21 protein-coding genes and 2 pseudogenes are annotated in these 24787 nt (G+C 71.7%); 9 read left to right on the forward strand and 14 right to left on the reverse strand.

All coding sequences use genetic code 11. The annotated features are described in order from the left end of the window. A partial coding sequence (locus AB0H53_RS27125; RefSeq protein WP_362118640.1) for a Helicase associated domain protein occupies window positions 1-2403 on the forward strand: 2403 nt, incomplete at its 5' end. A 3689-nt stretch (window positions 2404-6092) separates the two neighbouring features. Here the strand turns inward: AB0H53_RS27125 and AB0H53_RS27130 are convergent. The 4 genes and pseudogenes from AB0H53_RS27130 to AB0H53_RS27145 form a co-directional block, all read right to left on the reverse strand. Continuing rightward, the gene (locus AB0H53_RS27130) at window positions 6093-6470 is read right to left on the reverse strand and encodes a hypothetical protein (protein ID WP_362118643.1); all 378 of its coding nucleotides are present in this window, start codon (window positions 6468-6470) and stop codon (window positions 6093-6095) included. Window positions 6471-7232: 762 nt separating this feature from the next. Continuing rightward, on the reverse strand, window positions 7233-7622 hold the full coding sequence (locus AB0H53_RS27135) for a DUF6415 family natural product biosynthesis protein (protein WP_362118646.1): 390 nt from the start codon (window positions 7620-7622) through the stop codon (window positions 7233-7235). A 44-nt stretch (window positions 7623-7666) separates the two neighbouring features. Continuing rightward, entirely contained in the window at window positions 7667-7849 is a 183-nt protein-coding gene (locus AB0H53_RS27140; protein ID WP_362118649.1) for a hypothetical protein, read from the reverse strand. A gap of 97 nt (window positions 7850-7946) precedes the next feature. Continuing rightward, window positions 7947-8603 (reverse strand): annotated as a pseudogene (locus AB0H53_RS27145) (DUF5753 domain-containing protein); the annotation flags it as partial. On the opposite strand from AB0H53_RS27145, the gene AB0H53_RS27150 reads away from it, so the two are divergent. Further along, entirely contained in the window at window positions 8533-8745 is a 213-nt protein-coding gene (locus tag AB0H53_RS27150) for a hypothetical protein (RefSeq protein WP_362118729.1), read from the forward strand. The pseudogene AB0H53_RS27145 and the gene AB0H53_RS27150 sit on opposite strands and share 71 nt — an antisense overlap. Window positions 8746-8797: 52 nt before the next feature. On the opposite strand, the gene AB0H53_RS27155 is transcribed toward AB0H53_RS27150, so the two are convergent. Next, window positions 8798-9163 carry a DoxX family protein gene (locus tag AB0H53_RS27155; RefSeq protein WP_362118726.1) on the reverse strand — a complete coding sequence of 122 codons (366 nt, stop codon included), beginning with the start codon at window positions 9161-9163 and terminating at the stop codon, window positions 8798-8800. A 60-nt stretch (window positions 9164-9223) separates the two neighbouring features. On the opposite strand from AB0H53_RS27155, the gene AB0H53_RS27160 reads away from it, so the two are divergent. Next, complete coding sequence (locus AB0H53_RS27160; RefSeq protein WP_362118652.1) at window positions 9224-10105, forward strand: LysR family transcriptional regulator; 882 nt, start codon at window positions 9224-9226, stop codon at window positions 10103-10105. A gap of 199 nt (window positions 10106-10304) precedes the next feature. Continuing rightward, window positions 10305-10687: pseudogene (locus AB0H53_RS27165) on the forward strand (hypothetical protein); the annotation flags it as partial. A gap of 83 nt (window positions 10688-10770) precedes the next feature. Here the strand turns inward: AB0H53_RS27165 and AB0H53_RS27170 are convergent. Both AB0H53_RS27170 and AB0H53_RS27175 read right to left on the reverse strand, forming a co-directional pair. Continuing rightward, complete coding sequence (locus AB0H53_RS27170; protein ID WP_362118655.1) at window positions 10771-11238, reverse strand: hypothetical protein; 468 nt, start codon at window positions 11236-11238, stop codon at window positions 10771-10773. A 133-nt stretch (window positions 11239-11371) separates the two neighbouring features. After that, window positions 11372-11932 carry a hypothetical protein gene (locus AB0H53_RS27175; protein ID WP_362118658.1) on the reverse strand — a complete coding sequence of 187 codons (561 nt, stop codon included), beginning with the start codon at window positions 11930-11932 and terminating at the stop codon, window positions 11372-11374. 380 nt (window positions 11933-12312) lie between these two features. Between AB0H53_RS27175 and AB0H53_RS27180 the strand changes: the two genes are divergently transcribed. The 3 genes from AB0H53_RS27180 to AB0H53_RS27190 all read left to right on the forward strand — a co-directional run bounded on the left by AB0H53_RS27180 (window position 12313) and on the right by AB0H53_RS27190 (window position 14304). Beyond that, window positions 12313-12576, forward strand: coding sequence for a hypothetical protein (locus AB0H53_RS27180; RefSeq protein ID WP_362118661.1), 264 nt, complete (start codon window positions 12313-12315; stop codon window positions 12574-12576). After that, entirely contained in the window at window positions 12573-12938 is a 366-nt protein-coding gene (locus AB0H53_RS27185; protein ID WP_362118664.1) for a hypothetical protein, read from the forward strand. The genes AB0H53_RS27180 and AB0H53_RS27185 overlap by 4 nt, the downstream gene beginning before the upstream one ends. Window positions 12939-13494: 556 nt before the next feature. Further along, the gene (locus tag AB0H53_RS27190) at window positions 13495-14304 is read left to right on the forward strand and encodes a hypothetical protein (protein WP_362118667.1); all 810 of its coding nucleotides are present in this window, start codon (window positions 13495-13497) and stop codon (window positions 14302-14304) included. A gap of 577 nt (window positions 14305-14881) precedes the next feature. On the opposite strand, the gene AB0H53_RS27195 is transcribed toward AB0H53_RS27190, so the two are convergent. Next, window positions 14882-15721 (reverse strand): SDR family oxidoreductase, encoded by an 840-nt coding sequence (locus AB0H53_RS27195; RefSeq protein ID WP_362118670.1) that lies wholly within the window; start codon window positions 15719-15721, stop codon window positions 14882-14884. Between the two features lie 86 nt (window positions 15722-15807). On the opposite strand from AB0H53_RS27195, the gene AB0H53_RS27200 reads away from it, so the two are divergent. Beyond that, complete coding sequence (locus AB0H53_RS27200; protein WP_362118673.1) at window positions 15808-16269, forward strand: MarR family transcriptional regulator; 462 nt, start codon at window positions 15808-15810, stop codon at window positions 16267-16269. A 41-nt stretch (window positions 16270-16310) separates the two neighbouring features. Here AB0H53_RS27200 and AB0H53_RS27205 read toward each other — a convergent pair whose 3' ends face one another. Continuing rightward, window positions 16311-17099, reverse strand: coding sequence for a hypothetical protein (locus tag AB0H53_RS27205; protein ID WP_362118676.1), 789 nt, complete (start codon window positions 17097-17099; stop codon window positions 16311-16313). A 406-nt stretch (window positions 17100-17505) separates the two neighbouring features. Between AB0H53_RS27205 and AB0H53_RS27210 the strand changes: the two genes are divergently transcribed. Next, a complete protein-coding gene (locus tag AB0H53_RS27210) occupies window positions 17506-17811 on the forward strand; it encodes a hypothetical protein (RefSeq protein ID WP_362118679.1) in 306 nt (101 codons plus the stop codon). A gap of 199 nt (window positions 17812-18010) precedes the next feature. Here AB0H53_RS27210 and AB0H53_RS27215 read toward each other — a convergent pair whose 3' ends face one another. From AB0H53_RS27215 to AB0H53_RS27235, 5 genes are all read right to left on the reverse strand, one after another. Next, a complete protein-coding gene (locus tag AB0H53_RS27215; protein ID WP_362118682.1) occupies window positions 18011-18379 on the reverse strand; it encodes an STAS domain-containing protein in 369 nt (122 codons plus the stop codon). Beyond that, window positions 18376-20394, reverse strand: coding sequence for a SpoIIE family protein phosphatase (locus AB0H53_RS27220; protein WP_362118685.1), 2019 nt, complete (start codon window positions 20392-20394; stop codon window positions 18376-18378). Before AB0H53_RS27220 ends, AB0H53_RS27215 begins: the two co-directional genes overlap by 4 nt. 134 nt (window positions 20395-20528) lie before the next feature. Continuing rightward, entirely contained in the window at window positions 20529-21356 is an 828-nt protein-coding gene (locus AB0H53_RS27225; RefSeq protein ID WP_362118688.1) for a hypothetical protein, read from the reverse strand. 1226 nt (window positions 21357-22582) lie between these two features. Further along, the gene (locus AB0H53_RS27230; protein ID WP_362118691.1) at window positions 22583-23764 is read right to left on the reverse strand and encodes a low temperature requirement protein A; all 1182 of its coding nucleotides are present in this window, start codon (window positions 23762-23764) and stop codon (window positions 22583-22585) included. Window positions 23765-23849: 85 nt separating this feature from the next. Further along, on the reverse strand, window positions 23850-24719 hold the full coding sequence (locus AB0H53_RS27235) for an alpha/beta hydrolase (protein WP_362118694.1): 870 nt from the start codon (window positions 24717-24719) through the stop codon (window positions 23850-23852). Window positions 24720-24787 lie beyond the last annotated feature (68 nt).

Consider the following 24787-nt stretch of genomic DNA (forward strand, 5'->3'; position numbering starts at 1 on the left):
ATCCCATCCTTGCGGCGGCTGTACATGACCGCCACGCCCCGCCTGTGGCAGCTCGACGAGGACTCCGAGCAGGGCGCGCCGGGTGAGCTGGTGGCGAGCATGGACGATGACCCCGAGGGGCCGTTCGGCAGCCGCTGCTTCACGCTGACGCTCTCGGAAGCTATCGACCGGGGCATCTGTGCTCCCTACCAGGTCGTATGCGTGGACGTCACCGACACCCAGTTGCAGGGCGCCCAGCTCCTGGGCGCCGAGGGGCGTTCCGAGGAGGTTCGCGGGGCGCGGCTCGCCGCTCTGCAGGCCGCGCTGGTGAAGGCCTCCGCGGAGGAGAACCTCCGCAGGACGCTGGTGTTCCACCACGTGGTGAAGGAGGCCGAAGCCTTCGCGGCCGGCCTCCCCGATGTCGCCGCGAAGCTGTGGGTTGACGATCCGGAGCTGTACCCGAAGACGATCTGGGCCGACTGGCTGTGCGGGGAGCACAAGCCGCTCCACCGCCGCCGGCTTCTCGGTCAATTCGCCGCCGGGATCGCCACGGACGGCACCGTCGTGGAGAAGTGCTACCTCAGCTCGGTGAAGGTCCTGGGCGAAGGCGTCGACACCAAGAACTGCGACTCCGTCTACTGGGCCGACGTACGCGGCTCCATGCCCGACCTCGTCCAAGCCGTCGGCCGCGCACTGCGCATGCAGCCCGGTGAGGGCAAGGTCGCATCCCTCGTGGTGCCGGTCCTGCTCGGGCCCGGGGAAACACCGGACAACATGCTCACCTCCCGGGCGTACGGCGGGCTGGCGAAGCTGCTGGAGGCGCTGCGGGCGCACGACACCCGGGTGGTGGAGCAGCTCGCCGAGCAACAGGCCCGCAGCCGTGTCAGGGGCGTACAGAGCCGCAGCGGGGAGCAGGAAGGTGACGGGGCCGAAAGCGACCGAAGCGACCGACTGTCGGTGCCCGCGCGGGCACTGCTGAAGTTCTCCACACCCCGCGACCCCGCGGCCCTGGCCGCGTTCATCAACCTCCGCGTCCTCAACCCCGAACACGCGCACTGGCGGCGCGGGGTGGAGGCCGCCGGCATCTACCACCGGATCCACGGCGATCTGAAAGTGCCGTTCACCTACCGCGTCCCCCGCCGCGAGGCGCAGGCGAAGGCGGGAAGCAGGGACGGAGCGAGTCAGAGCACGGCCGCTGCCCGGGTCGGCGCCCAAAGCGGAGTCAGGAACGGTGTCAGGACTGCGGGCGGGTCCGGAGCGGCGGTGCGGGCCGAAGTCGCGGGCAGAGGGGGCACCGTATCCGGAATCGGAACAGGAGCCGGAGCTGCCAGAACGGGCACCGCAGCCCGGGCCGGAGCCGGGAGCGGAGCCGGGGCGGGGGCGGGCCTCAGGACCGGAGCAAGTGCCACAGCGAGGACCGGAGCAGGCACCGGTGCCGCGGACGCGGCCGCAGCCGCGGACGCCACGACGGGAGCTGAGATCGGGGCCGCCGGGATCGTGGCCGGTGGTGAGGTCGGCACCGGGGGCAGGGCGTGGCCGGCCTCGCTGGCCACCTTCCCGCTGGGGCAGTGGATCGCCGACGCACGCCGCCTCTACGCCCGCGGAGACCTGCCCGAGGACCGCATCGCGCAGCTGGAGATGCTGGGCATGATCTGGTCCCACTACGACCTCGCGTGGGAAGAGGGCCTGGCAGCGGCACGCGGATGGGCCGCCGAACACGGGCACCTGCTGGCACCGCTGGAAGCCACCCACCAGGGCTACCCGGTCGGCATCTGGCTGAAGAACCAGCGGGCCGCCGCCCGCAAGGCGCAGGAGATCGAACAACGGCGTGCCGAAGGCCTGCCCGTTCCGTCGGTGGCCGGGGCGCTGCCGGAGATGCGGCGCGAGCAGCTGGACGACATCGACCCCTCCTGGTGCCCGACCTGGCCCGTGGAGTGGCAGCGCGCCTTCCACCTCGTCCGGCTCCACCTGGAGGCCGGCGGGACGCTGCCCACGTCGCCGGGCGACGTCGTGCACCAAGGTGAGGACCTTGGCCGGTGGGTGCGCTCGGTCCGGTACCGCTGGGACCAGCTCACAGGCGTCCAGCAATGGATGTGCCAGCACATCCTCGGCATCACACCCGCGACCGAGGACGAGAAACCGCCCCCGCGCCGTACGCAAGCCGACAAATGGGCGATGAACTACCAGGCCGCCAAGCAGTACTACCAGCGCGAAGGCCACCTCCAGGTCCCCAGGAAGCACATCGAACGGATCATCACCGGCGGCAACGGTGGCAACGGTGGCAACGGTGGCAACGGTGGCAACGGCGAGGAGACACGGGAGCTGCGGCTTGGGGCATGGATCAGCAACCAACGCAGCCGGGCCGCGACACTCACCCCCGAGCGGATCGAACAACTGTCCGCGATCGGCATGCGCTGGGCGTGAGGAGCGGCGGTCCCGGTCACGCGGGTGCCGGGCAGGCGCGGTCCGAAGGCGGCGGTGGGACGGCGCCGCCCGCCGCCGGGCCCCGACGGCGTGGCGGGCGATCCGGGAGCAGAGCACATCCAGGCCACGGCAGCCGGACAGACGGCAGCCACGAACAGCGGTGGCACAGTGGCAGAACAACGGCCAGTGCAAAGCCCCGACGGCACAACGAAGGAGCGGCGGCACCGGGCACCGACCCGAGGGGGCCCGACACGACGACGGCAGCCTGGGCCACCCGACGGCGCACGGCCGCGGCACGGCGGCACGCGGCACGGCGGCACGCGGCCACGGCGGCACGCGGCCACGGCACGGCGGCACACGGCACGGGCCGCCGGGACGGGCGGGGCGGGTGCGGCAGGCCGGGCCGGGACGGCGCGGCGGCGGGCCGGGCCGAGGCGGCAGGCCCGGCCGGGACCGGTGCGGCGGGCTGCCGGGACGGGCCGGGCCGGGTGCGGCAGGCCGGGCCGCCGGGGGGCAGCGGCGGGCCGGCGCAACCCGACAAGCGAAGCGCAGCGACGACCCCCGACGACGCGGCACGCCGACGGCGGCCCGGCAGCCGCGCCGGCACTCAAACGCCACCCCGGCAGCAGCGGTGGGGAGGCGCCCGACAGGGACGGCCACGAACGGGCGGCACGTGACGGACCGGCGCCGCAGGGCCGGCACCCAGGCGCCAGAGCACCAGCGGCGGGCAGACCCACCCGCAACCAGCCGACAACCAGCACCCGGCCGGACGACGGCCCGACGACGGCGCGCGGGACCGGGACGGCGGCCGGCGGGCGGGCGGCCGGCCAGCGGCGGGCCGGCAGCGGCCGGGACAGCAACAGCGGCGGGGGACGGCCAGTGGGCGACCGACAACTCGACAGCGGAACGGCCGGCCGGCGCGCCGGGCCGGGGCGGGGCGGCGGGCGGGCCGGGTGCGGCGCGACGGCGGGCAAGCGGGCCGGGACGGCGGCGGGGTGCAGCAACACGGACGACCCGAGGACCGGCGGCCCGAGGAGGGGCGCCCCCGACACCGGACGGCACGGCAGGAGGCCACGAGCGGACGGCACGTGACGAACCGGCGCCGCGGGACCGCGACCTCGGCGCAGGCACCAGCGGCAGGCAGGCCCACCCCCGGCCAGCCGACAACCGGCCCCCGGCCGGTGCGGGGCCGGGGCTCAGCGGCTCAGCGGTGGAGACGGCCGGTACGCGACCGACAGCACGACAGCGGAACGGCGGCGGACCGGGCCGGCGGGCCGGCGGAACGGCGGGCCGGCGGAACGGCGGGCCGGCGGAACGGCGGGCCGGCGGAACGGCGGGACGGCGGCGGCAGACAGGCGACAATGCGCCGCCAACGGCCTCCTGACCGCGGCCCGACCGGACCCGAGCGACACAGAAGACGAGACGCCGGACACGCCACACCAACGGGCCGGGACGGCGGGCCGGGCCGGGACGAGGTGGTGCGGCAGGCCGAGACGGCAGGCCGGGGCGGGGGCGCCGCGGCGGGGGCGGCGGGCGGCAGGCCGGCGGCACCCGGCAAGCGAGGGCGAAGCTACAGACCCCCCGACGGCGTGACGGGCGGGGCGGCGTGAGAGCACAGCCAGGCTGCGGCAGCCGGGGCAGGCGGGAGCCACGAACAGCGACGGCACACCGGCACGGCGGCCAGTGCCCAAGCCCCGGGAGGCAACGAGGGCGCGTCGGCACGGGGCACCGTCCTAGAGCGAGCGGATGAGTGGACGGGCGGCGGCGCGGTGACGGCGGCACGGCCGGGGAACGGCAACTCGACGGACAGCGACGAGACAACGGACCCGGCGCGGCCAGACCCACAGGCGGCGGACGGGCGGCGCGCGGCCGGGAAGCGGACGACGGCGGAACAACGGCCTCGAAGAGAGGCCGGGAAACGGGCCCAGTTGGGCCCAGCCCTATAACGACACCGGCGACACCCGGCGCCGGGAATCCAACGGCCGCCCGGCCGACACTCGGCAGAGACAGAACCCCGGCACGGCCGACAAGCAGCGACCGGCCCGCGGCGCGGGCGGGAACGGAACAGCGTCCCGAAGGCGGCCGTGGGACGGTGGGGCAGCGGGCTCAGTCGGGCCCGGCCCTACCAGCGGCGGCGGGCGACCGGACGGCGGCACAGCGGCAGTTCAACGGCCAGTGGCGGCACCCTACGGCGCTGCGACGGGCCCCGGGGGCGGTAGGACGACCGCGGCACGACGGCGGTCGGCACGCAGCCGCGCGACGAGAGCCACAAACCCCCACCAGCACAGCGGCGCCGGTGCGGCTAGGAAGCGGCGGCACGGGGCACCGACTTGGAGGCACCACCCGGCAGCGCACGGCCGCGGCTCGGCCAGGGTTCGGCCAGGATTCGGCCAGGGTTGGGCCTGGGTGCGACCGGGGCTCGGCGACAGAACGGCAGGCCGGCGGCGGGACGGCGGCGGGCCGGGCCAGCGGCGGCAGGACGGCCGCCCGACGCCCGGCTGCGGCGGGCCGGGACGGGCCGGCGGGCCAGCGGCTCGGCGACGGGCCAGCGGCTCGGCGACGGGACGGGACCGCGGGCCGGGACGGGCCGGCGCGGCAGCGGGCCGAGGCGGCAGGACGGGGCGGCGCGGCACGGCGCGGCGGCGGGCCAGCGGGCCGGGACGGCGGGCCGGCCCGGTGGCGGGCCGGCACATGACGAACCGGCGGCGCGGGACCGCAACCCCGGCGCCAGGCACCAGCGGCGGGCAGACGGCCACGAGCGGGCGGCACGTGACGGACTGGCACCGCGGGGCCGGGGACCCCATAGCCCCGCGTCCGGTCGGGGCGGGGGCTGGTCCCAGGTGGCGTGCGCCAGCAGGTTGATGAGGTAGCAAAGGGAACACGGCAGATCACCCTTGCCATGAAAACTCAGGTAGTGACGTGAGCCGGCCAGCAGCGGCTCCCCTCCGTGCAGGATCACTGGGACGGAGAAGAGCCTCTTTGGCCACGGCGGTGTGGCGCTGCTGGAAGTTGTCCCAGCCGCGCAGTATCTACCGGCGAGATAACGCGAGGGCGAAGGCCATGACGGCCAGCACCAAGGTTGCGCCGCCCGTGGCCACACCCAAGGGCCCCACCAACGCGGGGTTTCGCCAGGTCACCCAGGCGAAACCCACGAAGATTATTACCAGTACGAGGACGAGGAGAAGTCGCAGTAGTGCCAGAAGTTGGTCTTCGGGGCCGTTCGGGATCATGGCGTCCTTCCGTTTCTCGACGTGCTGAGCAGGCACGTGGGACGACTGAGGATGCGGCGTCCTGGTGGGTGCCTGCCGATCCGGGCCCGGGTCGGGGTGACGCGACTTTAGAGCCCCTGTCCGGGGGCAGCAGATCAGAGCTTGCCTACCCCGGGCAAAGCGGGCAAAGCGCTCGCCCCGCGCCAACGGGATGAGCTCGCGTCCTGGAGGAGCCGCAGCCGGCCCCCGCGTGACGGTGGGATCGCAGCGTCGTTGCCCGGTGCGACTCCGAGCCGGGCCCCAGGACTGTCATGGCGGACCCCTGGGGCCCGTAACATGCGGCGGCGCTCACCCGTGTCGCTGTGGGATGAGCGCCGCTTGGGTCGGCCGTGCCGCCGAATGAGGGAAGGCGTGGCTGTCACAGCCGGAGCCCCGGGCATCATGACTGATCTCCCGGGGCTCCCGTCTTGTGACGCATGACTACACGAGCGTGCCCAGGGCCTGCTCAGCCATCTGGATGCCGACCTGAGCGGCGGCCGTCGCGCCGGCTTCCACCAGCATGGTCTTGACCTGGGTCGTGAACTGCCGCATCCGGCCCGGCTCGGGGTTCGGCGACGTCGCTTCGTCGTGGAGCTCCTGGGCGACGCGCTCCAGCTCCGCGCGGTCCGTCTCGGGCATGCCCAGGGTGTTGCTGATCTGGCCGACGTAACCGGCCAGCTGAACGAAGGCGCTCGGGTCGATGCCAGCGGTGTTGTTCTGTGTGACGTTCTGCTGCTCGCCGATGATGACGCCCTGCGCGTTCGGCATGAAGTTGCTGTAGGTGGTGCCGGGGCGCTGCTGGTTGGTGTGGTCCTGCACGCTTCCTCCTGACAGGGCGCAGCTGACGCCCTGGGTGGTGATGGCGACCGTGACGGGGCTGGTGCCGATGGGGTCGATGAGGTCGTTCTCGGCGAGGTGGACGAGGCCTGCTGAAGGTCTTCCTGGGGAATTTCGGCTCCGGCGAAGAACGCTCCGGGAGTGGAGAGGAACAGGCCCGGGTCGGTGGGCGACTGGTCGCCCGCGGTGTCGTACAGCCAGCGGAGGAAGGCGTCCATCGTGTGGCGGAGACGAGCGGCGCGGTCCTTCTGCAGGTTCTTCAGGGTGTGCACGGCGACGCGGCCTTCGTCCGTGAGGTGGACGTGGGGCGCAGTGTCTCCGAGGGAGCGGACGAGGTCTGCGAGGCCGCGCTGCTCCAGCTGGAAGGCGAGCACGGAGGCGTCTTTGGTCAGTTCGTGTTCTTCGACGAACCGGGTGACGTCGACGTAGTGCCCGGGATTCTGCTGGGCGTAGGCGTCCAGCCACATCAGCAGCCGCGCCAGGTGGGCGCTGCTCTCGATCGCCGCGCCGTTAAGTGCGCCGCCTACTGTCGTGGTGGTTTCGAATTGGACGGGCACGCGGGTGGGGTTGCGGCGGGCTGCTCGTTCCAGGCTCTTGTTCGCTTCCTTGACCAGACCCTTGGCCAATTGTCGAGTTCACGCCGGTTGATGCCGTTGCGGGCCACGTTGCCCTCCTGTCGCAGGTGCTTGGGCGACAGGGTACGGGCGGGCACTGACAGTCCCGACCGTGAGCAGGATGCCGCGTTCACCGGACGGGGGCAGTGGCCTCCAGGCGGTCCAGGCGTTCGTAGAGGGCGCGTACGAGGCGGGCGCGGTTCTGGACGCAGTGCACGGTGCCCTCGATCGTCGTGGAGAGCTGGCCTTCTGCCTCGCGCAGGACGACGTCGGCGAGCGCCTTGGGTCCGCTGTTCTTCGGCAGCTGGTCGGCGCGGCGGCGGACGTCAGAGGCGACGGCGCGGGCGTGGCCGGTGAGCTGGAGGGCGATCTGCTCGTAGTCGCGGGTCGTGAGCGTGTCCTGGCCGGTCCACGCGAGGACGACCTTGACGAGGCTCTCGTACGGTTCGCGGTCGAGCGGGAGCCCGGCTTCAATCAGGCCGTCGGGGTCGTACAGGACCGTGTGGGTGCTGGTGTGCATGGCGGGCCTCCCTGCCGGGAGCGTCGTGTGCGGGTGGCTGGCGGTCACCGCTGGGGAGCTTCGCCGCCGCCGGCTCCGTCGACCTGGTCCTCGTCGTGCTGGCCGAGGAACCGGGCGAAGCCGCGGTCCGCGCGGGCCAGCAGGGACGGTGAGGGGACGCCGTAGGCGGGCGGCTGGAGGCTGCGGCCTTCCGGGGCCGGGGCGGTGCTGTCGGTGTGTACGCGCAAGGAGCCCCGCCCTTTCCGGCTGGTGGTCCGTCGGTGCCGTCGACGCTACGCAGCTATGGTCCGCGCGCTCAACGAAGTTGCGGAGAATTGCGAGATTTCACTCCAGGGCTTCGATCGCGGCCTGGATGAGGGCGCGGGCGGCGTCGCCGTAGACGGCCATCTCCGCGAGGCCGGCGAACGCCTTCGCGTGGTCGGCGAGCTCGCGCGGCTGCGTCACCTTGATCTCCGCCGTCAGTGTCTCCACCACCGCCATGGTGTCGTCGTGGACGTAGAACGCCTCCAGCGGCCACACGGTGCGCTGCGCGGTGAAGGGGATGATCCCCAGCGAGACGGAAGCGAGCGGCATCACGGCCAGGAGATGGCGCAGCTGCCCGCGCATCGCCTCCGGGTCGGCGGTGCGGAAGCGCAGGACGGACTCCTCCATGAGCACGACGTAGCGGTGCCCGCCCTCGTAGAGGAACCGCGAGCGGGCGACCCGGGCGGCGACCGCTTCGGCGACGTCGTCGAGGGTGCCCTGGAAGCGGGTGATCTGCTTCATGAGGGCGGTTGCGAACGCAGGTGTCTGGAGGAAGCCGGGCGGCACGTTGGACAGGTAGACGCGGCAGTGGCGGGTCTGCTCATGGAGGGCGAGCCAGTCCTCCTGGACCTGGCGCATGCCGTTGCGATGCAGGCGGCGCCACTCCATGTACATCGAGTCGACCGCGCGGGCGGTGGCGATGAGGTCGTCGGCCTGGTCGTCCGCGCCGCACGCCGCGCCGACCTCCGGCGGCACGGCGGCCGACCGGATCACCGACGCGCTCGGCACCCCGAACCGGACTATTCACGGCCAGAAGGCGAACGTGACGGCGTTCGTGGTGCGCCGGTTCGTCGACCGCGGCCTGCTGGTCGACCTGTGACCTGTCGCAGCGAATGTTGAGTGTTCTCATCGAACGTTGAGCGGTGCCGCCATCAGGAGGCCACGGTCAAGGCCAACGAGGCGACGGCGGTGGCGAAGTAGAAGCCGGGAACCACGAGGTTGTAGAGCACGCGGGCGCGCAGATGGAAGGCGAGCGCGCCCAGGTAGAGCAGGACGAGACCGAAGGCCGCGGCGGCACCGAGGGGGCGCAGTGCCGCGTCGAGGAGGCCGAGGAGGAGGCCCGCCGCACCAGCCAGCTTGAGGGCGGCCAGCCAGGGCAGCCAGGATCGGGGCACACCCACCTGCGCCGAGTTGGCCAGCACGAAGCGCGCCCCGGCGAGGTCGGCTGCGGCGATACCGACGTTGACAGCGGCGGTGAACAAGGTGACGACGAAGAATGAAAGCTGGGTACCGGTCATGCCTTCAGGGTCCGCGAGCACTTCGGCATCGGCCAATACCTGCTTCTATAACCTGGTGGCATGGATGTGGACACGCGCCTGCTTCGGTACTTCACCGCAGTGGCGGAGGAGGGCAGTCTGACCGGGGCGGCGCAAAAACTGTTCGTCTCGCAGCCCGCGCTGACCAAGCAGATCCGGCGATTGGAGGATGACCTCGGAGTACCGCTCTTCGCGCGTTCACGGTCCGGCATGGCGCTGACCGAGGCCGGTCGAGTGCTCGCCGCGCGGGTGCCCGCACTGCTGGACGACTGGGACGAGGCGGTACAGGCAACCGGCCGGGCGGCGCGGGTGCTGCGCCTGGGCTTCCTGGACGCGGGCGCCGTGGGCGCCGTCCACAAGGTCATCGCCGAGTTCCGCCAGGCGCAGCCGGAGTGGCGGGTGGAACTGCGTCAGTTCGACTGGTCGGACCCGAGTGCCGGCCTGGCCCGGGGCGAAGTGGATGCGGCAGTGGTGCGTTTGCCGTTTCCGGGGCAGGAGGGGCTGAACGTGCGGGAGTTGTTCGTTGAGGAGCGTGGGGTGCTGCTGCCGGCTCGACATCCGCTGGCGAACAGCGGGACGGTGGAGTTTCGGGAGCTGTGGGACGAGCCCTTCGTCGCGGCCGGAGCCGAGACCGGAGCCTGGAGGGAGCACTGGCTGGCGGCGGAGGAGCGGGAAGGGCACCCCGTCCGGGCCGGCGCCGTCACCAGCCGGCCCGACGAGTGGCTCGGAGCGGTGGCTGCCGGCTGCGTAGCGCTGGCCCCGGCGTCGACGGCCCGTTTCTACGCCCACCCGGACGTGGTGTTCCGTCCAGTCCGCGGGGTCTCACCGAGCCGGGTAGCGCTGGCCCGACCAAAGGGCCGGACACGCGAGGCGGCGCTGGATGAGCTGCTGGAGGCCATCGCGCAGCAGTTGAGCCGGAGCTGACGACGGGCCGACAGACCGCCGGCACGCTGCCCGGCCGGATCGGCGCCACTCCCGGCGGCAGCCGCGTTCAACGGGCTCGACCAGCACGAGGATACCCACGGCGCCCGCCTCGGTCGGGTGTGCCTAGGCCCTGACCGCCGACCGCGCCGCCCGATTGCGCTCAATGTTCGATGAGAACACTCAACCTTCGCTGCGGCAGGTCAACCTGAGCGTGAACCCGGACGGGACGCTGCCCATCCCGACCAGGTCGACCAGGTCTGCCGCCACGAGGGCCTGGCGGACCTGGTCGCCGCCGATACCCCGCTCGGGCCCGAGCAGGCTGCCGCCCGCCTTCGGGCGCGCCGTGCCGACTTCGACCACATGGTCCGGCTCGGCTGGGTCCGCTCCCCGCAGTCGATCGAGGTCCGCTTCGGCACCAGCCGGGCCGGAGCCGTCGACGTCGCGCTCTACACCATGGCGTCCGTCGACGCGGTGCCCGCCGAACACCCCGAGGTCGACTGGGAGCAGCTGCGCACGGTGGAGAAGGGCCGACGCTCTCCGCTCGCGGCGCTGCGCCCGGAGCCGGCCCCCGTACCGGCGTAAGCCTCCGAGGTCCTTGCGCCCGCCCGTGCCCCGGGCTGCCCAGAAGGGCGGCCCGGAGCACGGGCGTTCTTCTCGTGTGCCGTTCACGCGTGCCCGTCGGCCGGCTCCCACAGCGGGTGGGCACGTCCCGTCCCGTCGCAGTGGAAGCACCGGCCGCCTCCCGGCGTGCTGCGGGCACCGATGGTGCCGGAGGCGTGCCGGAAGAGCCGGGCGAGTCCGGCGACGTGCGCCGCGTGGACCGGGAGGTCCTGGCGTCTGCTAAGGGTGAGCTCCAGGGCGACGCCGGGCCCGGTGAAGTGAGCGTGGGGGAGGTCACCGGTCATCGCCCGGAGCGTGTCGTTCACCTCGTGCATCGTCTCCGCGCCGGTCAGCTGCACCCGGGCCGCGAGGATAGTGTCGGCGGCCGCGGTGAAGGACAGCAGCCCGGTCGGGCGGGCGAGCGGTCCGACGCGGCCCACGGGGTCGGGATGGGTGTGGTGGAGCTGGGCCAGGGCGTGCCACAGGTCGCCCGGCAGATCCTGGGGTGAGATCTCTTCTCGGCTGCGTCTCATAAGGCCTGTGTCTGGCCTGCGGCGGGCTGGTGCCGTCGGACGGCCGGTCCGTCCCGCCCGGTGGTGCGGTGACTTCGGGGCCGGTCCCGCTGTGCGGCCTGGCGGCTGCCGACCGCACAGCGGGCTCGTGCGGTCAGGTCCGCCGGCGGAACCAGCCGCGGCCCCGGCCCGGCTCCGGGCCGTCCTGCGGCTCCGGCGGTGCGGCGGCCTCGAGGCGTGCGGCTTCGGCGGCGGCTTCCGCGGCGGCTTCCTCGCGGGCGACGTCGTCGGCGTGGCAGGTGCCGCACACGGCCAGGTCCCCGGCCTTCCAGGCCGTCCTTGCGGTGGTCTCCTCCCAGCGCTGGTCGGTGCACCAGAAGAACAGGGCGTTCAGCAGCCAGGCGGCCGCTGCGGTCAGAAGGCAGGCGGGCAGGGACAGGAGGCCGGCGGTCGTCACGGCGATGGACTCGGCGGCGATGCGCTTGCCCGTGTCGCGGCGCTGGAGGTGGGCGAGCTCGTGCTCCAGGACCGCCGGCAGGTGGGTGGTGTGACGGGGGTGGAGCCACCGCATGCCGAGCCACACGTGCCCCCGGCGGCCGTAACCGGTGTTGCGGGCGTCGGCCCAGCTGCCGGCCTCATCGGAGGTGGCCAGGGTGACCTTCTCCAATCCGCGCTCGGCAATGGTGCGGCGTACGTACTCGGTGGTCTGCCGCATCCTGCCGCGAGAAGGCGGTACGTGTCGCTGTCGGACGGGCGGGGCCTGCGGGCCGCGTGGGGCTGCCAGGTCAGCGCCTGGGCCGTCGCTCCCATGGAGACCGCCGACTTCTGCCGGGCGCGACCCTGCGCCGCCCACAGCCCCCCGGCTGCCGCCGCTACGCCGACGGCAATCCCGGCCGCCGGTCCGCGCAGCTGCGTCATCACGACCGCGCTGGTGATCATCGTTGCGACCGTGGCCTGCCCGGCGTGGCGTTGCAGCATGCGCCCCCGTCCCACTTGCTCCCGGCATGATCCCATCTGCTCCTCCGGGCCGAGATCCCGGACCGAACTCTCCTCGGTTGCTATGTGCTGGTACCCGAACATAGCTACAGTGCTGGTATGGGAAAGCAGACGAACATCCGCCTGGACGAGGACGTCAAAGCAGCCGCCGAGGACCGGGCCAAGCGCCGCGGCCTCACCCTGCAGGGGTACGTGGCCGACCTAATCCAGACCGACGTGAACCAGTCCCGCGCAGCCTTCATGGCCGGCGCCGCGGCGTTCCTGGCTGCGTACACCGACGAGTTCGATGCCGAGGTCGGTGAGGACCGGTACCCCGGCCTCCCGGACAAGCCGGCGGAGACGGCCTCGAGGGATGCTGCGTGAACCTCCGCATCGATCTCGCATGGATCCTGGCAGTGGCGCAGCAGATTCCGGGCGATCCCCAGGTCGTCGACTACGGCGTCCCCGTCGCGGCCGAAGCACGTCACCGGGCGGAGATCCTCGACCATGAGGTCTACCCAGAGGTCCATCACAAGGCGGCGGCGCTGCTGTGCGAGCTGGCCAGGAACCCGAGCCTGGAGATGAGGAACCTGCTGTTCGCGGCCACCGTGACTGCGGCCTATCTGTCGGCGTGCGGCCTTCCGGTGAGCCCTGGTCTGGACACCGTGCTCCCGCTGGCCCGCGCCGCCCGGGATGGGCTCCCTGTGCGGGAAGTCGCCGCTCAGATCAAGACCTGGACGAGCTGATCGAGCGTGCCCTCGTCGCGGTCCCGCGTCAGGTCAGGATTTCAGGTCGTCCACGAGCGTCCACCGGCCATCCACCTGCCTGGTCACGACCGCAGTCCCGTGCGGTCGGCGTGCTGCGCAAGACCGGTCACGCGACAGGGGGCGCCTCGCTGGTCTTCGAGCCACTGACGAAGTTGGTGACCAGCGTGCGGATCCGGGAGCGGAGCTCGGTCCACTCTTCGCTGTTGCGGTGATTCGCCTCCATCTGTGCGAGCACCTTCTGAAGGGCCAGCAACGCCACGCGGCCGCGGCGACGGACCAGCGCGGCCCGGGCTTCCTGTAGAAGGGACTCCCTGCCATCCGCGCCCGCGGCGTGGCTTCTTCCATGAGAACGTTCAGCGTTTCGACACTGGTTCGGGAGGCATGAGGCTCCCGAGGCCGGCATCGACCGCACCCGTGCCTTCCTCGGGCCGGCTGAGGAACGGTGTCGCCGCTCCTCCGGATCGTTCGCCGCAGCGCGCGTCTTGCCGATCATCCGGGCCAGCATGTTCCGAAAGGGACGGCCTAGAGTGGCGAAGTGCCCCTGTCTGCCGATCGGACCGCCCTGGACCTGCTCGATGCGCACCTGGAGGCGCTCTGGGACGGAACGGACCTCCCGCTCCCGCAGGCTCCGGTCCTTCATGCAGTTGAGGAAGGCAGCGAGCTCGTCCGCTGGGCCCTCGACCAGCTCCGGCGCATCCCCCGCGAGCAGAAAGACGCCTTTGTCCGCCAGGTCGGCGGACTGCTGGCAGATTTCCGCTCCCGCCGCTGTCCCTGGAACGCGGCGGCGCTGCGGCTGCTCGACGACGGGTACACCTTCGTGGCCACCGGCCCTCGGCGGCACGAGGACTGGGCGCACGACGTGCGCGCCGTGCTGCACCGGTCGGTCCCTGACCCCCGGGGCTGGGTCCGACTGGACTGGGACCGCACCAATGACGCCCGCCACACGGTGCCTGCATACCCCTTCGATCCCCCGGACGCATCAGAGTTGCGCGGCCGCCTGTACCCCCTGGAGGCGGAGGCGGCGGTCGCCGCGCTCGCCATCATGGCCGAGGAATGGCAGTCGGAACCTGCCCCCGTCCGCTCCCGCCCGGACCAGGACGCCGTGCTGGCGGATGCCCGAACCCTGCTCGACCAGTACGGGCCCACCGCGCGCTACTGGACCAACGCGACGGTCGCAGTCTCTGACCCGGCCCCGGACTTCCTCGCAGCGGGCCTCCAGGGCACTGAATCCCATAGCTTCCTCACCTCCGAGTACCTCAACGGCCTTGATCTCTTCGAGGACCTGGGCCTGATCGCGGTGACCGACGACGAGGTGGGCGTCTTCTGGTCGTTCGGGGCGTACTGACGACGCTCGGGGAAGACCAACTGGCGACCGATTACAAAAAGCGGCCCAGCCAGACCGGCGATTGGTGTCCAGGAACGGAGCACCCCCGCATCGACCATCGGCGGGAGGACTTTCATGCCGGGCAGGCACATTGGCCGTCGTCGCGCTGGCCGCCGCGCTGGTCGCCCCTGGGTTCTTCCTCTCGCCGCCGCTCCCCGGGTGCTGCTCGCCCTCGCCCTGCCGAACGGGCCGCGCTCGGAGGCGGTGACGGCCGAGGCCGAGGCGGAACCACGGTGGTGCTTCGAAGGCGAGCAGGTGACGGTGCGATCACGGTCCTACGACGGTGAAACCGACCGCTTGGACCTGGCGCATCCTCGGTCACGGGGTCCGGCTCGACCACCTCGCGGTCGGCCCGCACCGCGTCGATCTCGTCCTAACCTCGCAGCGCTGGGGCCGCTGCGGGCTGGCCCGGCGCACCGTCCGAGCCGAACTCGGGGAGATCGCCGTCTTCCCGCTGCCCGGACACGCCGGCCTCCGGAACTGGTCCGAGGAACTCCGCAGCCCGCCGAAGGGAGGTCAGGCCCTGCGTGAAAGGAGGTCAGGCGATCCAGCCGCCGGTCAGGGCGAGGACGGCCGAGCCGTCGCGGTCGGCGAGCTTGGTGCCGGTGAAGTCTCGGGCCCACTGGGACGTCTGGATGCGGAAGACCGGGCGGTCGGCGGTGAGCGCCTCCACCACGGACTCGGCGGCCTCGGCCGCGGTCTGCGCACCGGTGGAGAGGCGGGGGACGGCGCCGTGGATGTACGTCAGGAGGGCCGGGGCGTACACGCCGGCGGCGGCGATCTCGGCCTCCAGGTCGAGACCGATGTTGCTGACAAACTCGGTGGCCACACCCCCGGGTTCGACCACGGACACGGTCACACCGACGGAGGCAGCCACCGGTGCCAGGCTCTCCATGTAGCCCTCGACGGCGAACTTCGCTGCACAGTAGGCCTCGTTGAAAGGCTGGCCGACAACGCCGCCGACACTGCTGACGGTGATCAGCCGGCCGCCGGAGGCGCGCAGGTGAGGGAAGGCGGCCTTGGAGACGTTGAGAACACCGAAGAAGTTGACCTCCATCACCTGACGGACGTCCGCGACCGCTTCGTTCTCGAGCGTGCCGAGGTGTCCAGCTCCCGCATTGTTGATCACGGCGTCGAGCCGGCCGTAGTCGGCCGTCACGCCCTCGATCGCCGTGGCAACGGAGGTCTCGTCGGTGACGTCGAGTTGCCGGATGTCGAGTTCGACCCCGGCTTCGGCAGCGGCCTTGCGCAGGGCGTCGGCACGGCCGGGGTTGCGCAGGGTGGCGACTGTGCGCCAACCGGCCTCGGCGGCGGCGACGGCAGCGGCGAGGCCGATGCCGGAGGACGTGCCGGTGATCAGAACAACCTTGGATGACATGAGGGCTCCAGCTCCTTCGAAATTAAGTGCGTGTACACACACTACAGCATTGTGTGTGCATACACGCAAGTGGCTATGATTTCCGCATGGCGACGAGGAAGCTCACCCCGGTGGAGATGCCCGAAGCGGACTACGCCTTCTACGGCCTGGTATGGGCAGGCACCGTGCTCACCGAACGCGTGGACCGCGCCCTGGTCAAGGCCCATGACCTGCCAGTCTCCTGGTTCGAGGTGCTGCTCTGGCTCGCCCACAGCCCCGAGCCGGTCCCTGCGTCCGTCCTCGGCAACAGCACAATGCTCAGCCGTAGCCAGGTTTCCCGTGTCCTGGACACGCTTCAGGCACGCGGCGTGGTCACCCGCACGCAGTCCGTCAAGGACGCCCGATCCGTCGAGGTCACCCTGACCCCGGAGGGCCGCCACCTCTTCGACGAAGCCGACGCAACGCGGCGCGCCTGCCTGGGCCCCGTCTTCACGGACGTCCTCGACCAGCAGGACCTCCAAGCCCTCAGCGCGGTATGGCGCAAACTCAAGGCCCACAAAGACACCTGACCCGCTGATCCAGGTCACCGGCGGAATCGGCCTGGGAACGCCTACGGCCGCTGCCGGTAGCGGGCCAGGTGCGGATTGCCCGTGATCACCCTCGCCCGCCAGTACCTCGGCGGGGAGAGCAGCGTAGTGAAATCCCTGCGGACGCGGGCGGCCAGGACGGCCGGGTCGTTGGCGGTCCACTGGTGAGCCACGCCGATCGCGTCGGCGGCCTTGGTGCGCGGGGAGCTCTTGTCGGGGAAGGCGCCGCCGGTCACCCGCGCGGTGAAGGTCGCAGGTCCCAGCGGGCGCGGCAGGAACAGCAGCGGGTGGTGCGGGGTGAAGCCGAAGTGACCGACACGGGCTGCGGGAACGTCGTCGAACAGCTGCGGCTCGGTCCAAAGGCCGACGCTAACCACCAGCCAGGTGTGCGGGCGGTCCGGGTCGTTGCACAGCCACAGGTCGAACGTGCCGACCAGCAGGTGCTCCTCCCACCTCCAGACCTTCGCCCGCGGATCAAGCTCGGCGGCCCCGTCGACGCGCAGCGGCATCAGCGCCTGCTCGAATGGGGTGATCACATCGGCGTAGGCAGTCCGCATGGCCATGTTGGCGGCGTGATCGACGGTTCGCTCCCGGTCGGGAGAGATGTGCCAGGGCAGTTGGTCGGGCAGGAGCGTAGCCAGGTACTGGCGCAGCGTGTGGATGACCAGAAGGATGCCGTCCTTGCCGCGCCGGTGCTCGGCCTGGGGTACGCGGATCCACCAGGCGTAGTACGGGTCATCGTCGCTGCCGTAGGTGTCGTCGTCGCAGCAGTCCTCGTAGACGCAGCCGAGCGAGGCGGCGAGCTCGGTCATCGGCTGCCGGGTGCATTCAGCCAGGTCCGGCCGCTGATCGTGATGTTCCCATGAGGACACGAGGCGGTCTTCCGGGTCGTCGACAGTGACCTGCCACACGACCCAGTCGAAGCAGGAGGAGGCCGCCAAGCGGCGCCGCCAGGAACTGGAGGAGCAGCAGCGGGCACAGAAGGTTGAAGGAGGCCGAGCGTCGACGCCTGCGGCGAGAGGAAGAGGTGTGTCTGCGAGGCACGGTATCTGTGGGCGAGGCGATGCCCCGGACGATTGCTGTATTCGGCAAGCTTTATCTGCCGTTTACGTGGCTGACATGGGGTAGTAGGGGGCTGGGAGCGTTGATCTTGACGCAGCGCTTCCGCCCTCGTGGAGTGCACGAGGTGCTTCGCACGTACTGGATGGATGTATCGCCATGAACCTCGGAACCCCGGCCGGCAACCCGAACGATCCTGCTGGCACCGGCTCTGTCGCGCACCGTCCCCGTCGTCTGTCGACCGAGACGAAGTCGGCTCTGAAGACGACCGAGTTCTTCATCTACCTGGCTTCCGTGGTCGCGGTACTGATCGCTTCCATGGTCGTGGGCACCGAAGACGGGCACGCCGACTACTTCCGCGCCGACAAGGCGTGGCTGTACGTCGTGATCCTGACCGTCGGCTACATGATCAGCCGTGGTCTGGCCAAGTCCGGCAGCCGCGAACCCTACGACGAGTCCCACTAACCCGGCGGGGAAAGGCAGCATCCGGTGTGCTGTACGCCGCGGCCCGACGTGTAGCGCCTGGCGGAGCGGATGAGCGCGCGTCGCGACCAGTACGTTGGTCGCGGCGCGCGCTTGCCCGTGCCCCCGTGCCCTGCGGGAGGAAAGGCCGGCCCGTGCAGTGCTGGCCAGCTGTTGGCGCCGTCCTGGCGAGCGAGAGGTTTCAGGCGGTGGTGCGGTTGCCTTGGCGGGCGGCGAGCGCGGCCTCGGCGGTGGGGTAGGGGGGCAGGAAGGTGTCCATTCCGGTGACGCTGAGCAGGCGGCCCAGCCGGTCGGGGACGGCCGCCAGGGTCAGGGAGCCGTCGGCGTCCTTGGCGCAGCGCCAGATGCCGACGAGGGCGCCCAGCCCTGAGGAGTCGCAGAAGGTGACGCCCGAGAGGTCGGCGACCAGGTCGGGGTGGCCGTTCTCAAGGAGTTCCAGGGCGCGGGTCCGCACGGCGGGTGCGGCGGCGAGGTCGAATTCACCGGCCAGGGCGATCACCGCCAGGGTGCCGTCGGTGTGCGGGACGTCGATGTGGAATGCGTCGGTCATGGGCGTCGGTTCTCCTGCCCGACAAAGACGTCGGCGGTCGGGGCGGCGGCGCTGTGAGCGGTGGTGGTGATGCCGGCGGGAGTGGCATCGGCGGTGGGGACAGACAGGGCCAGCAAGGCCACGTCGTCGCGTTCGGTATCGGGAAGTGTGTCCAGAAGCGCGACGGTGTCGTCGATCAGGGCACCGGCACTGACCGGCGCCGGCCGCTGGGCCAGGAAGTTCGCCAGACCGCTGTCGGCGAGCATGTCACCATCGGCGGTTCGGGCCTCGGTCAGCCCGTCGGTGTAGAGCAGCAAACCCTCGCCGGGTGCCAAGTGCAGGGTGCGCGAGGCGAAGGAGGCCTCGGCGAACGCGCCGACCAGCATCCCGCCCTTGGCGCGGACCGCGTCGACCCGCACACCGCCGCCCTCGGTGGGGCTGAGGTGGTAGGCGGGCGGGTGGCCGCCGGTGGCCAGCGTGACGGTGAAACCGCCGTCCCGGTCCGGATCGAGCAGGCCGAAGACGGCGGTGCAGAAGCGGGTACCGACCGCCGCGTCCAGCAGCAGCGCCGTGTTCAACGCCTTCAGCGCGGCCGTGGGGTCCGCGTCGACGAGGGCCGCGGCCCTCAGCGTGTAGCGGGTCAGTGAGGTGACCGAGGCGGCCTCGGCGCCCTTGCCACACACGTCGCCCAGGAAGAACGCCCACCGGGCCCCGCCGACGGGGAAGACGTCGTAGAAGTCGCCGCCCACTTCCTGCGGGGAGGCGGTCTGGTAGTGGCAGGCCAGCTCCAGCCCCGGCACCGCGGGCAGAGTGGGAGGCACCAGGGTGCGCTGCAGGGTGGAGGCGAACGCGGCGATGGCCGCCTTGTCCCGCTCCGCGCGCTGCCGGGCCTCTTCCTCCGCCTGGCGCTTTTCCTGCTCGACCTTGCGGCGCTCCTGCTCGGCGCGCACCACGTGCAGCGCGGACAGCCGCAGCTCCAGCTGGTCACGCACCACCGCCGCCAGGTCCGCGAGCGTGGCCGAATCCGCCTCGCTGATCTCGCGGGGGCGGGTATCGAGGACGTTGACCGTGCCCAGCCGGTACCCGTCGGCGGTGATGATCGGAGCGGCGGCGTAGAACCGCACCCCCATCGGGCCGGCGACCAGCGGGTTGGAGCAGGCGACCGGATCGAGCAGGGTGTCGGGGATGACGGTGGTGCCATCACTCAGCACCGCCGACGCGCACAGGCCCGGATCACGTCCGGTCTCGCTGACGCCCTCCAGGCCGTGCGCGGCCTTGAACCAGATCCGGTCCTCGTCCACGATCGTCACGGTCGCCACCGGCACCTCGAACAGACGCGCGGCCAGTGCCGCGACTCGGTCGTAGGCGCCGTCCGGAGGGGTGTCGAGAATGTCGTAACGGCGCACCGCCGCCAACCGTGCCGCCTCGACCGCTGCGGCCACGGGCCCGCTCGGTGCTACCGCAGGCGGACTCGCTTGCTCCGGCATATTCCTCGTCTCGCTCATCCCCCCAGGAAGCGCCGACCAGACAGCCAGCACCCAGGCACTGTACCCAAACGTCTCAGCGCACCCGACCCGACAACGAGCTTCGCGGAAACAGCCGCAACTGAGCGCCAGCCCGGTCCCGTCGCAGTGGAAGCACCGGCCGCCTCCCGGCGTGCTGCGGGCACCGATGGTGCCAGCAGCGTGCCGGAAGAGCCGGGTGAAGCCGACGGTGTGCGCCTCGTGGATCGGGAGCTCCTGCCGTCTGCCGAGCGTGACCTCCAGCGCGACGCCGGGGCCGGTGAAGTGGGCGTGCATGCCCCCGGTGATCGAGCGGAGCGTCTCGTTCAGTTCGTGCATCGTCTCCGCGCCGGACAGCTGCACGCGGGCCGTGAGGACGGTGTCGGTGGCTGCGGCGAAGGACAGCCATCCGACCGGGCGGGCGAGCGGCCCGACGCGGCCCACGGGGGCGGGATGGCTGTACTGGAGCTCGGACAGGGCGTGCCACAGGTCGCCCGGCAGATCCTGGGGTGCGGTCTCTCGGTTGCGTCTCATGCGGCCTGTGCAGGGCCTCCCGTGGGCTGGTGCCGTCGGATGGTCCCGTCCGTCCCGCCCGGTGGTGCGGTGACTTCGGGATCGGTCCCGCTGTGCGGCCTGACGGCTGCCGAACGCACAGCGGTCTTGTGCGGTCAGGTCCGCCGGCGGAACCAGCCGCGGCCCCGGTCCGGCTCGGGGCCGTCCTGCGGCTCCGGCGGAGTGGCGGCCTCGAGGCGGGCGGCTTCGGCGGCGGCTTCCTCGGCGGCTTCCTCGGCGGCTTCCTCGCGGGCGACGTCGTCGGCGCGGCAAGGGCCGCACACGGACTTGTCCCCGGCCCGTACGGCGGTCCGGTGCACGGTGATCTCCTCCCAGCGCTCGTCCGTGAACTTCCGCCCGCAGCGCTTGCACACCGGGCGTTCCGCCTCCCGCTGTGCGGCGCGGCGCTGCTTGTCGTCAGCGTCGGCGCGGGCCTCCTGGGCGCGGTAGAGGGCGTGGCCGTCGGGGTTGTGGAGCGCGTCCGACAGCGTCTGCTCCCCGGTCCGTCCCAGCCGCCGCCACACCGCCGCGTCGGCGCCGTGCTCCTGGAGCTGCTCCAGGGTGGTGACGACCACGGGCACCGCCTGGCGGTAGTCCCGCGCGGTGACCGCCTTCGGGTGGAGGGTGTCGTACCGGCGCGGCGCCCAGAAGCGGCGGCCGGCTGCCTCGAAGACCTTCACCGTGTTGTCGACCTTCGCCCCGGTGGTGTCGGCGAACACAAACGCGAGTGGCACCAGGCCCTCCCGGCCGGTGGGCGGGTAGACCCGGCGCCACAGCCGCTTCTCGTGGTCGACATCCTCGATCGCGTCCGGCCGGGAGCGGACCAGGTCCACAGTGAGCCTGTCCGCGTCCGACGCCAGCAGCCGGCCCCACTCCCAGTACCGGCGCAGCTTGTGCACCAGGTCGTGCGCGTCCTCGGTACGGCGGTCGATCTCCAGCAGCATCACCGGCACCCCGGCCGCCGGCGCCCGCACCACCAGGTCGGCCCGCTGGACGTAGCCGTCGCCAAGCCGGTGCGGAACCTCGGTGGCGAAGCCGAGCCGGTGCCCGATCCCGGCACGGTGGAGTTCGGCGGCCGTCGTGGAGACCGCCGCGGAGTGTTCGTCGTAGCCGGCGCCGAGCAGCTCCCCGGTGTCCGGGTCGTACTTCTCCTCGCGCAGCGCCGAGACCCGTATGCCCTTCGGCCCCAGCAGCTGCTTCGCTCCGCGTCGCTCGGTCCTTCCCCGTCGCGGGCGGTCGCCCTGTGGGGCGGGTCACGTGCGAGTGCATTGCTCCGGGAGGAACGATATATCGTTGAGCTATCGCGAGTGGTTCGTGATAGTAGAATGAAAGGTGGTCGCATCATGCGTCCCGAATCTTCAACTCAGTTCAAGCACCAGTGCGGCCCCGGCTTCCACGGCTCGGCCAGCACCTCCCGGACGAACGACGGCAAGGCCGCCCCGGGCAGCCACAGGCGCATGAATGACTTCGGTCATCACCGTCCAAGGCGAGGCGCCCACACCGGCTGCGAAGGTCAGCGCGGGAATGCCCGCTGCCGCGGCAGTCACCGGCCCGACACCCTGCCCGAGGAACAAAGCCCAGCCACCACCGACAGTCCGCCCTTCCGGGCTTTCGGGCCCTTCATGGGGAGGCGACGCTCTGGTGGCCGGGGGCCGGCGGAAAACGGCATGTGGCCTCAGCGCGGCAACGCGTGCGCCGGCCGTGCGAGAGGCGAGTGTGCCCGGGAGGACGGCCCGCAGGGGCCTGGGGCAGGAGGGTGGCCGTCTCCTCGGTACCGGAAGCACCCGTGCGCCGGGCACGGCGAGCACACGGGCTGCGGCCTGGCCGATCGGGCGGATCATGGTCCGCGTGAGCGTTCCTGCTGGCGTGACGGGCGTCGGCCCCAGCGCGGCGGTATGGACCGTTGCCCCCGGAGGGCGGGTCAGGCGGCCCGTGAGCAGGCTTGCGGCGATCGCAGGCGTCGTCGCGGCCCGTCGGAGAGGCATCGGCCGTCAGGACGGACGGGTATCGGCCCGTTCGGGTTCCGCGGCTGTCCCTGGACGGGTCGGCGCCCCAGCGGCATGTGACGGTTGCCGCTGAAGCAGCCATATGAATGCCGCACCGGCCGAGCCGGTGCGGCATTCGCCGTCTTCCCACGCCACCCCTGCCGCGGCTGCTGTCGCAGGGTCGATCAGCGATCGGAAGGGACGGGCTGCCGGGATGCGGTGACCAGGGAGAGGATCAGCAGCACGGTCGCCAGGAGACCGGTGGTGAGGTAGGGCTGTCCGGTGAAGGGGATGAGCCAGACCAGCAGCGCGATGGCGGGGTGCAGCCAGGAGCGGGCGGCGCGGGTGCCGTGCGGGCGGACGTGCAGCAGCCAGGCCAGAACGAGGAAGACGGCGACGGCGGTGGAGAAGATCCACGCCGCCGTGAAGCCGGAGACCTCGCTGTGGTGTTCCAGCAGGGCGATGCCGATCTCGAGTCCGGCGCCCACCGCGGCGGCGGCACCGAGGATGAGGTAGTGGCCGTAGCCCCAGCGGAAAGCCTGCTTCTGGGTGGTGATGAGCGCGGCTCCCGGCTGGGTGAAGTACATCCACCACATGGTGAAGACGGTCAGCAGACCGCCCGCCGCGATCAGGCACAGCTCGAAGAGGTGCTCGCCGTGCAGGCCCTCCTGCACGGCGCGCGCCGCTGAGGTCACGGTCTCGCCCAGGACGATGAGGGTGAACAGGCCGAAGCGCTCGACGATGTGCTCGGGGTGCCAGGCCGCGCGGGCACCGCGCTCGCTGACCACCGGCACGAGGAGTTCGCCGATCACGAGCAGGGCGAAGAAGGGCATCTGCCACTGCTCGGGCAGCCACAGCCGTCCGATCCAGCCGGCCTGCAGGAGGCTGATGCCGGCGGCGTAGCGGCGGGCGACGCGACGGCGGGCGGGGTCGGGGTCCTCGAGGGATGCGCGCAGCCATTGGCTGACGACGCCGACGCGCATGAGCGCGTATCCGGCGGTGATGACGGTGAAGTCGCCTTCGAACGCGTCCGGAATGCCTGCGGCGAGGGTGAGGGCTCCGGCGATCTGCACGAAGGTCGCGATGCGGTAGGGGACGTCGTCGGTGTCGTAGGCGGAGGCGAACCAGCTGAAGCCCATCCACGCCCACCAGATCGCGAAGAACGCGGCCGCGTAGTACCCCAGGCCGCGGGCGAGGTGGCCTTCGACGACCTGCTCGGCCAGCTGCGCCGACGCCTGGGAGACCGCCACCACAAAGCACAGGTCGAAGAAGAGCTCCAGCGCGGTGGCGGTGCGGTGCTCCTCCCCCGGGTCACGGCCGCGCATCGGCCTGCGCAGCAGATGCCTGGCCGGCTTGGGTAGGGACATCGACGGCCCACCTTCAGGGAGTCGCGTGGCTGCCACCCACTGGGGCGGTGGAGCGGCCACGTCTTGCGGACAACGGGCGGCTCGGTCAGCCGAAGAAGACTGCCAGCTCTCGGGTCAGTTCTTCGGGGCGTTCCTGGGAGAGGTAGTGGCCGGCGCCCTTGAGCTCCACGTAGCGCACGTCGGTGGCCTTGCCCTCCAGCAGGGCGGGAACGAAGGCGAAGTTCATGCCGCCCAGGCCCAGGACCGGCATCTGCAGGGATTCGTAGGTGCGGGCGTCTTCGATGTCGCGGCCGAAGGTCTGGTACCAGGCGTTGGAGGCGCGTACCGCGCCGGGCTGTTCGTAGGCGGCGGCGTAGATCTCACGGCTGGCTTCGTCGATGGCGTCCGGGTCGAGGGCTTCGATGCCGATGAGGTAGTCGATCAGCAGGCGGTAGCGCCCCTGGAGGAGCCTTTCGGGCAGGTCGTCGACCTGGTTGAAGGCGAACCACCACAAGTGCGGCTGGCCCGGCTGGGGCAGCATCCGCAGCTCGTTGAACACCTCGCCGGGATGGCCGACCTCCCACAGGGCAAGCTTGACGGTGGCATCGGGGTAGTTGGCGGCGAAGGCGTAGGCGACCATCGCACCGATATCCTCGCCCGCGATGTTCACCCGCTCGTGACCGAGATGGCGGACCAGCTCGTAGACGTCGCGGGCCATCGTCTTCTTGTCGTAGCCGGACTCGGGCTTGTCCGAGCCGCCCATGCCCCGGTAGTCGACAGCAATCACCTCGTACCGCTCCGCCAGCGCCGGCATGATCTTGTGGAACTGCCACCACGTCTGCGGCCAGCCCGGCAGCAGCACCAAAGGCTCCCCCCGGCCGCCGGTCACATGGTGCAGGCAGGTGCCGTTCACCTCGGCGTAGTAGTGGTCGAACCCCTCAAGGGCCGGCTCGGTGAAGGCGGAAGTGGTGCTCATGGTGTGTCCTTGCGGGCGCGGCGGGGAGCCGTCGCCGTCGAGTTGGTGCGGGTATGGGTGGCCGGGGC

The sequence above is a fragment of the Streptomyces sp. NPDC050856 genome, from assembly GCF_040653855.1.
Classification (GTDB): Bacteria; Actinomycetota; Actinomycetes; order Streptomycetales; family Streptomycetaceae; genus Streptomyces.

What these genes read in the sequence shown, in the direction of transcription:
- AB0H53_RS27135 (WP_362118646.1), bottom strand. Translation starts at nt 7,622, where the DNA reads ATGCACACCAGCACCCACACGGTCCTGTACGACCCCGACGGCCTGATT.
- AB0H53_RS27150 (WP_362118729.1), top strand. Translation starts at nt 8,533, where the DNA reads ATGTACATCGAGTCGACCGCGCGGGCGGTGGCGATGAGGTCGTCGGCC.
- AB0H53_RS27155 (WP_362118726.1), bottom strand. Translation starts at nt 9,163, where the DNA reads ATGACCGGTACCCAGCTTTCATTCTTCGTCGTCACCTTGTTCACCGCC.
- AB0H53_RS27160 (WP_362118652.1), top strand. Translation starts at nt 9,224, where the DNA reads ATGGATGTGGACACGCGCCTGCTTCGGTACTTCACCGCAGTGGCGGAG.
- AB0H53_RS27170 (WP_362118655.1), bottom strand. Translation starts at nt 11,238, where the DNA reads ATGAGACGCAGCCGAGAAGAGATCTCACCCCAGGATCTGCCGGGCGAC.
- AB0H53_RS27175 (WP_362118658.1), bottom strand. Translation starts at nt 11,932, where the DNA reads ATGCGGCAGACCACCGAGTACGTACGCCGCACCATTGCCGAGCGCGGA.
- AB0H53_RS27180 (WP_362118661.1), top strand. Translation starts at nt 12,313, where the DNA reads ATGGGAAAGCAGACGAACATCCGCCTGGACGAGGACGTCAAAGCAGCC.
- AB0H53_RS27195 (WP_362118670.1), bottom strand. Translation starts at nt 15,721, where the DNA reads ATGTCATCCAAGGTTGTTCTGATCACCGGCACGTCCTCCGGCATCGGC.
- AB0H53_RS27200 (WP_362118673.1), top strand. Translation starts at nt 15,808, where the DNA reads ATGGCGACGAGGAAGCTCACCCCGGTGGAGATGCCCGAAGCGGACTAC.
- AB0H53_RS27205 (WP_362118676.1), bottom strand. Translation starts at nt 17,099, where the DNA reads ATGACCGAGCTCGCCGCCTCGCTCGGCTGCGTCTACGAGGACTGCTGC.
- AB0H53_RS27210 (WP_362118679.1), top strand. Translation starts at nt 17,506, where the DNA reads ATGAACCTCGGAACCCCGGCCGGCAACCCGAACGATCCTGCTGGCACC.
- AB0H53_RS27215 (WP_362118682.1), bottom strand. Translation starts at nt 18,379, where the DNA reads ATGACCGACGCATTCCACATCGACGTCCCGCACACCGACGGCACCCTG.
- AB0H53_RS27220 (WP_362118685.1), bottom strand. Translation starts at nt 20,394, where the DNA reads ATGAGACGCAACCGAGAGACCGCACCCCAGGATCTGCCGGGCGACCTG.
- AB0H53_RS27225 (WP_362118688.1), bottom strand. Translation starts at nt 21,356, where the DNA reads ATGCTGCTGGAGATCGACCGCCGTACCGAGGACGCGCACGACCTGGTG.
- AB0H53_RS27230 (WP_362118691.1), bottom strand. Translation starts at nt 23,764, where the DNA reads ATGTCCCTACCCAAGCCGGCCAGGCATCTGCTGCGCAGGCCGATGCGC.
- AB0H53_RS27235 (WP_362118694.1), bottom strand. Translation starts at nt 24,719, where the DNA reads ATGAGCACCACTTCCGCCTTCACCGAGCCGGCCCTTGAGGGGTTCGAC.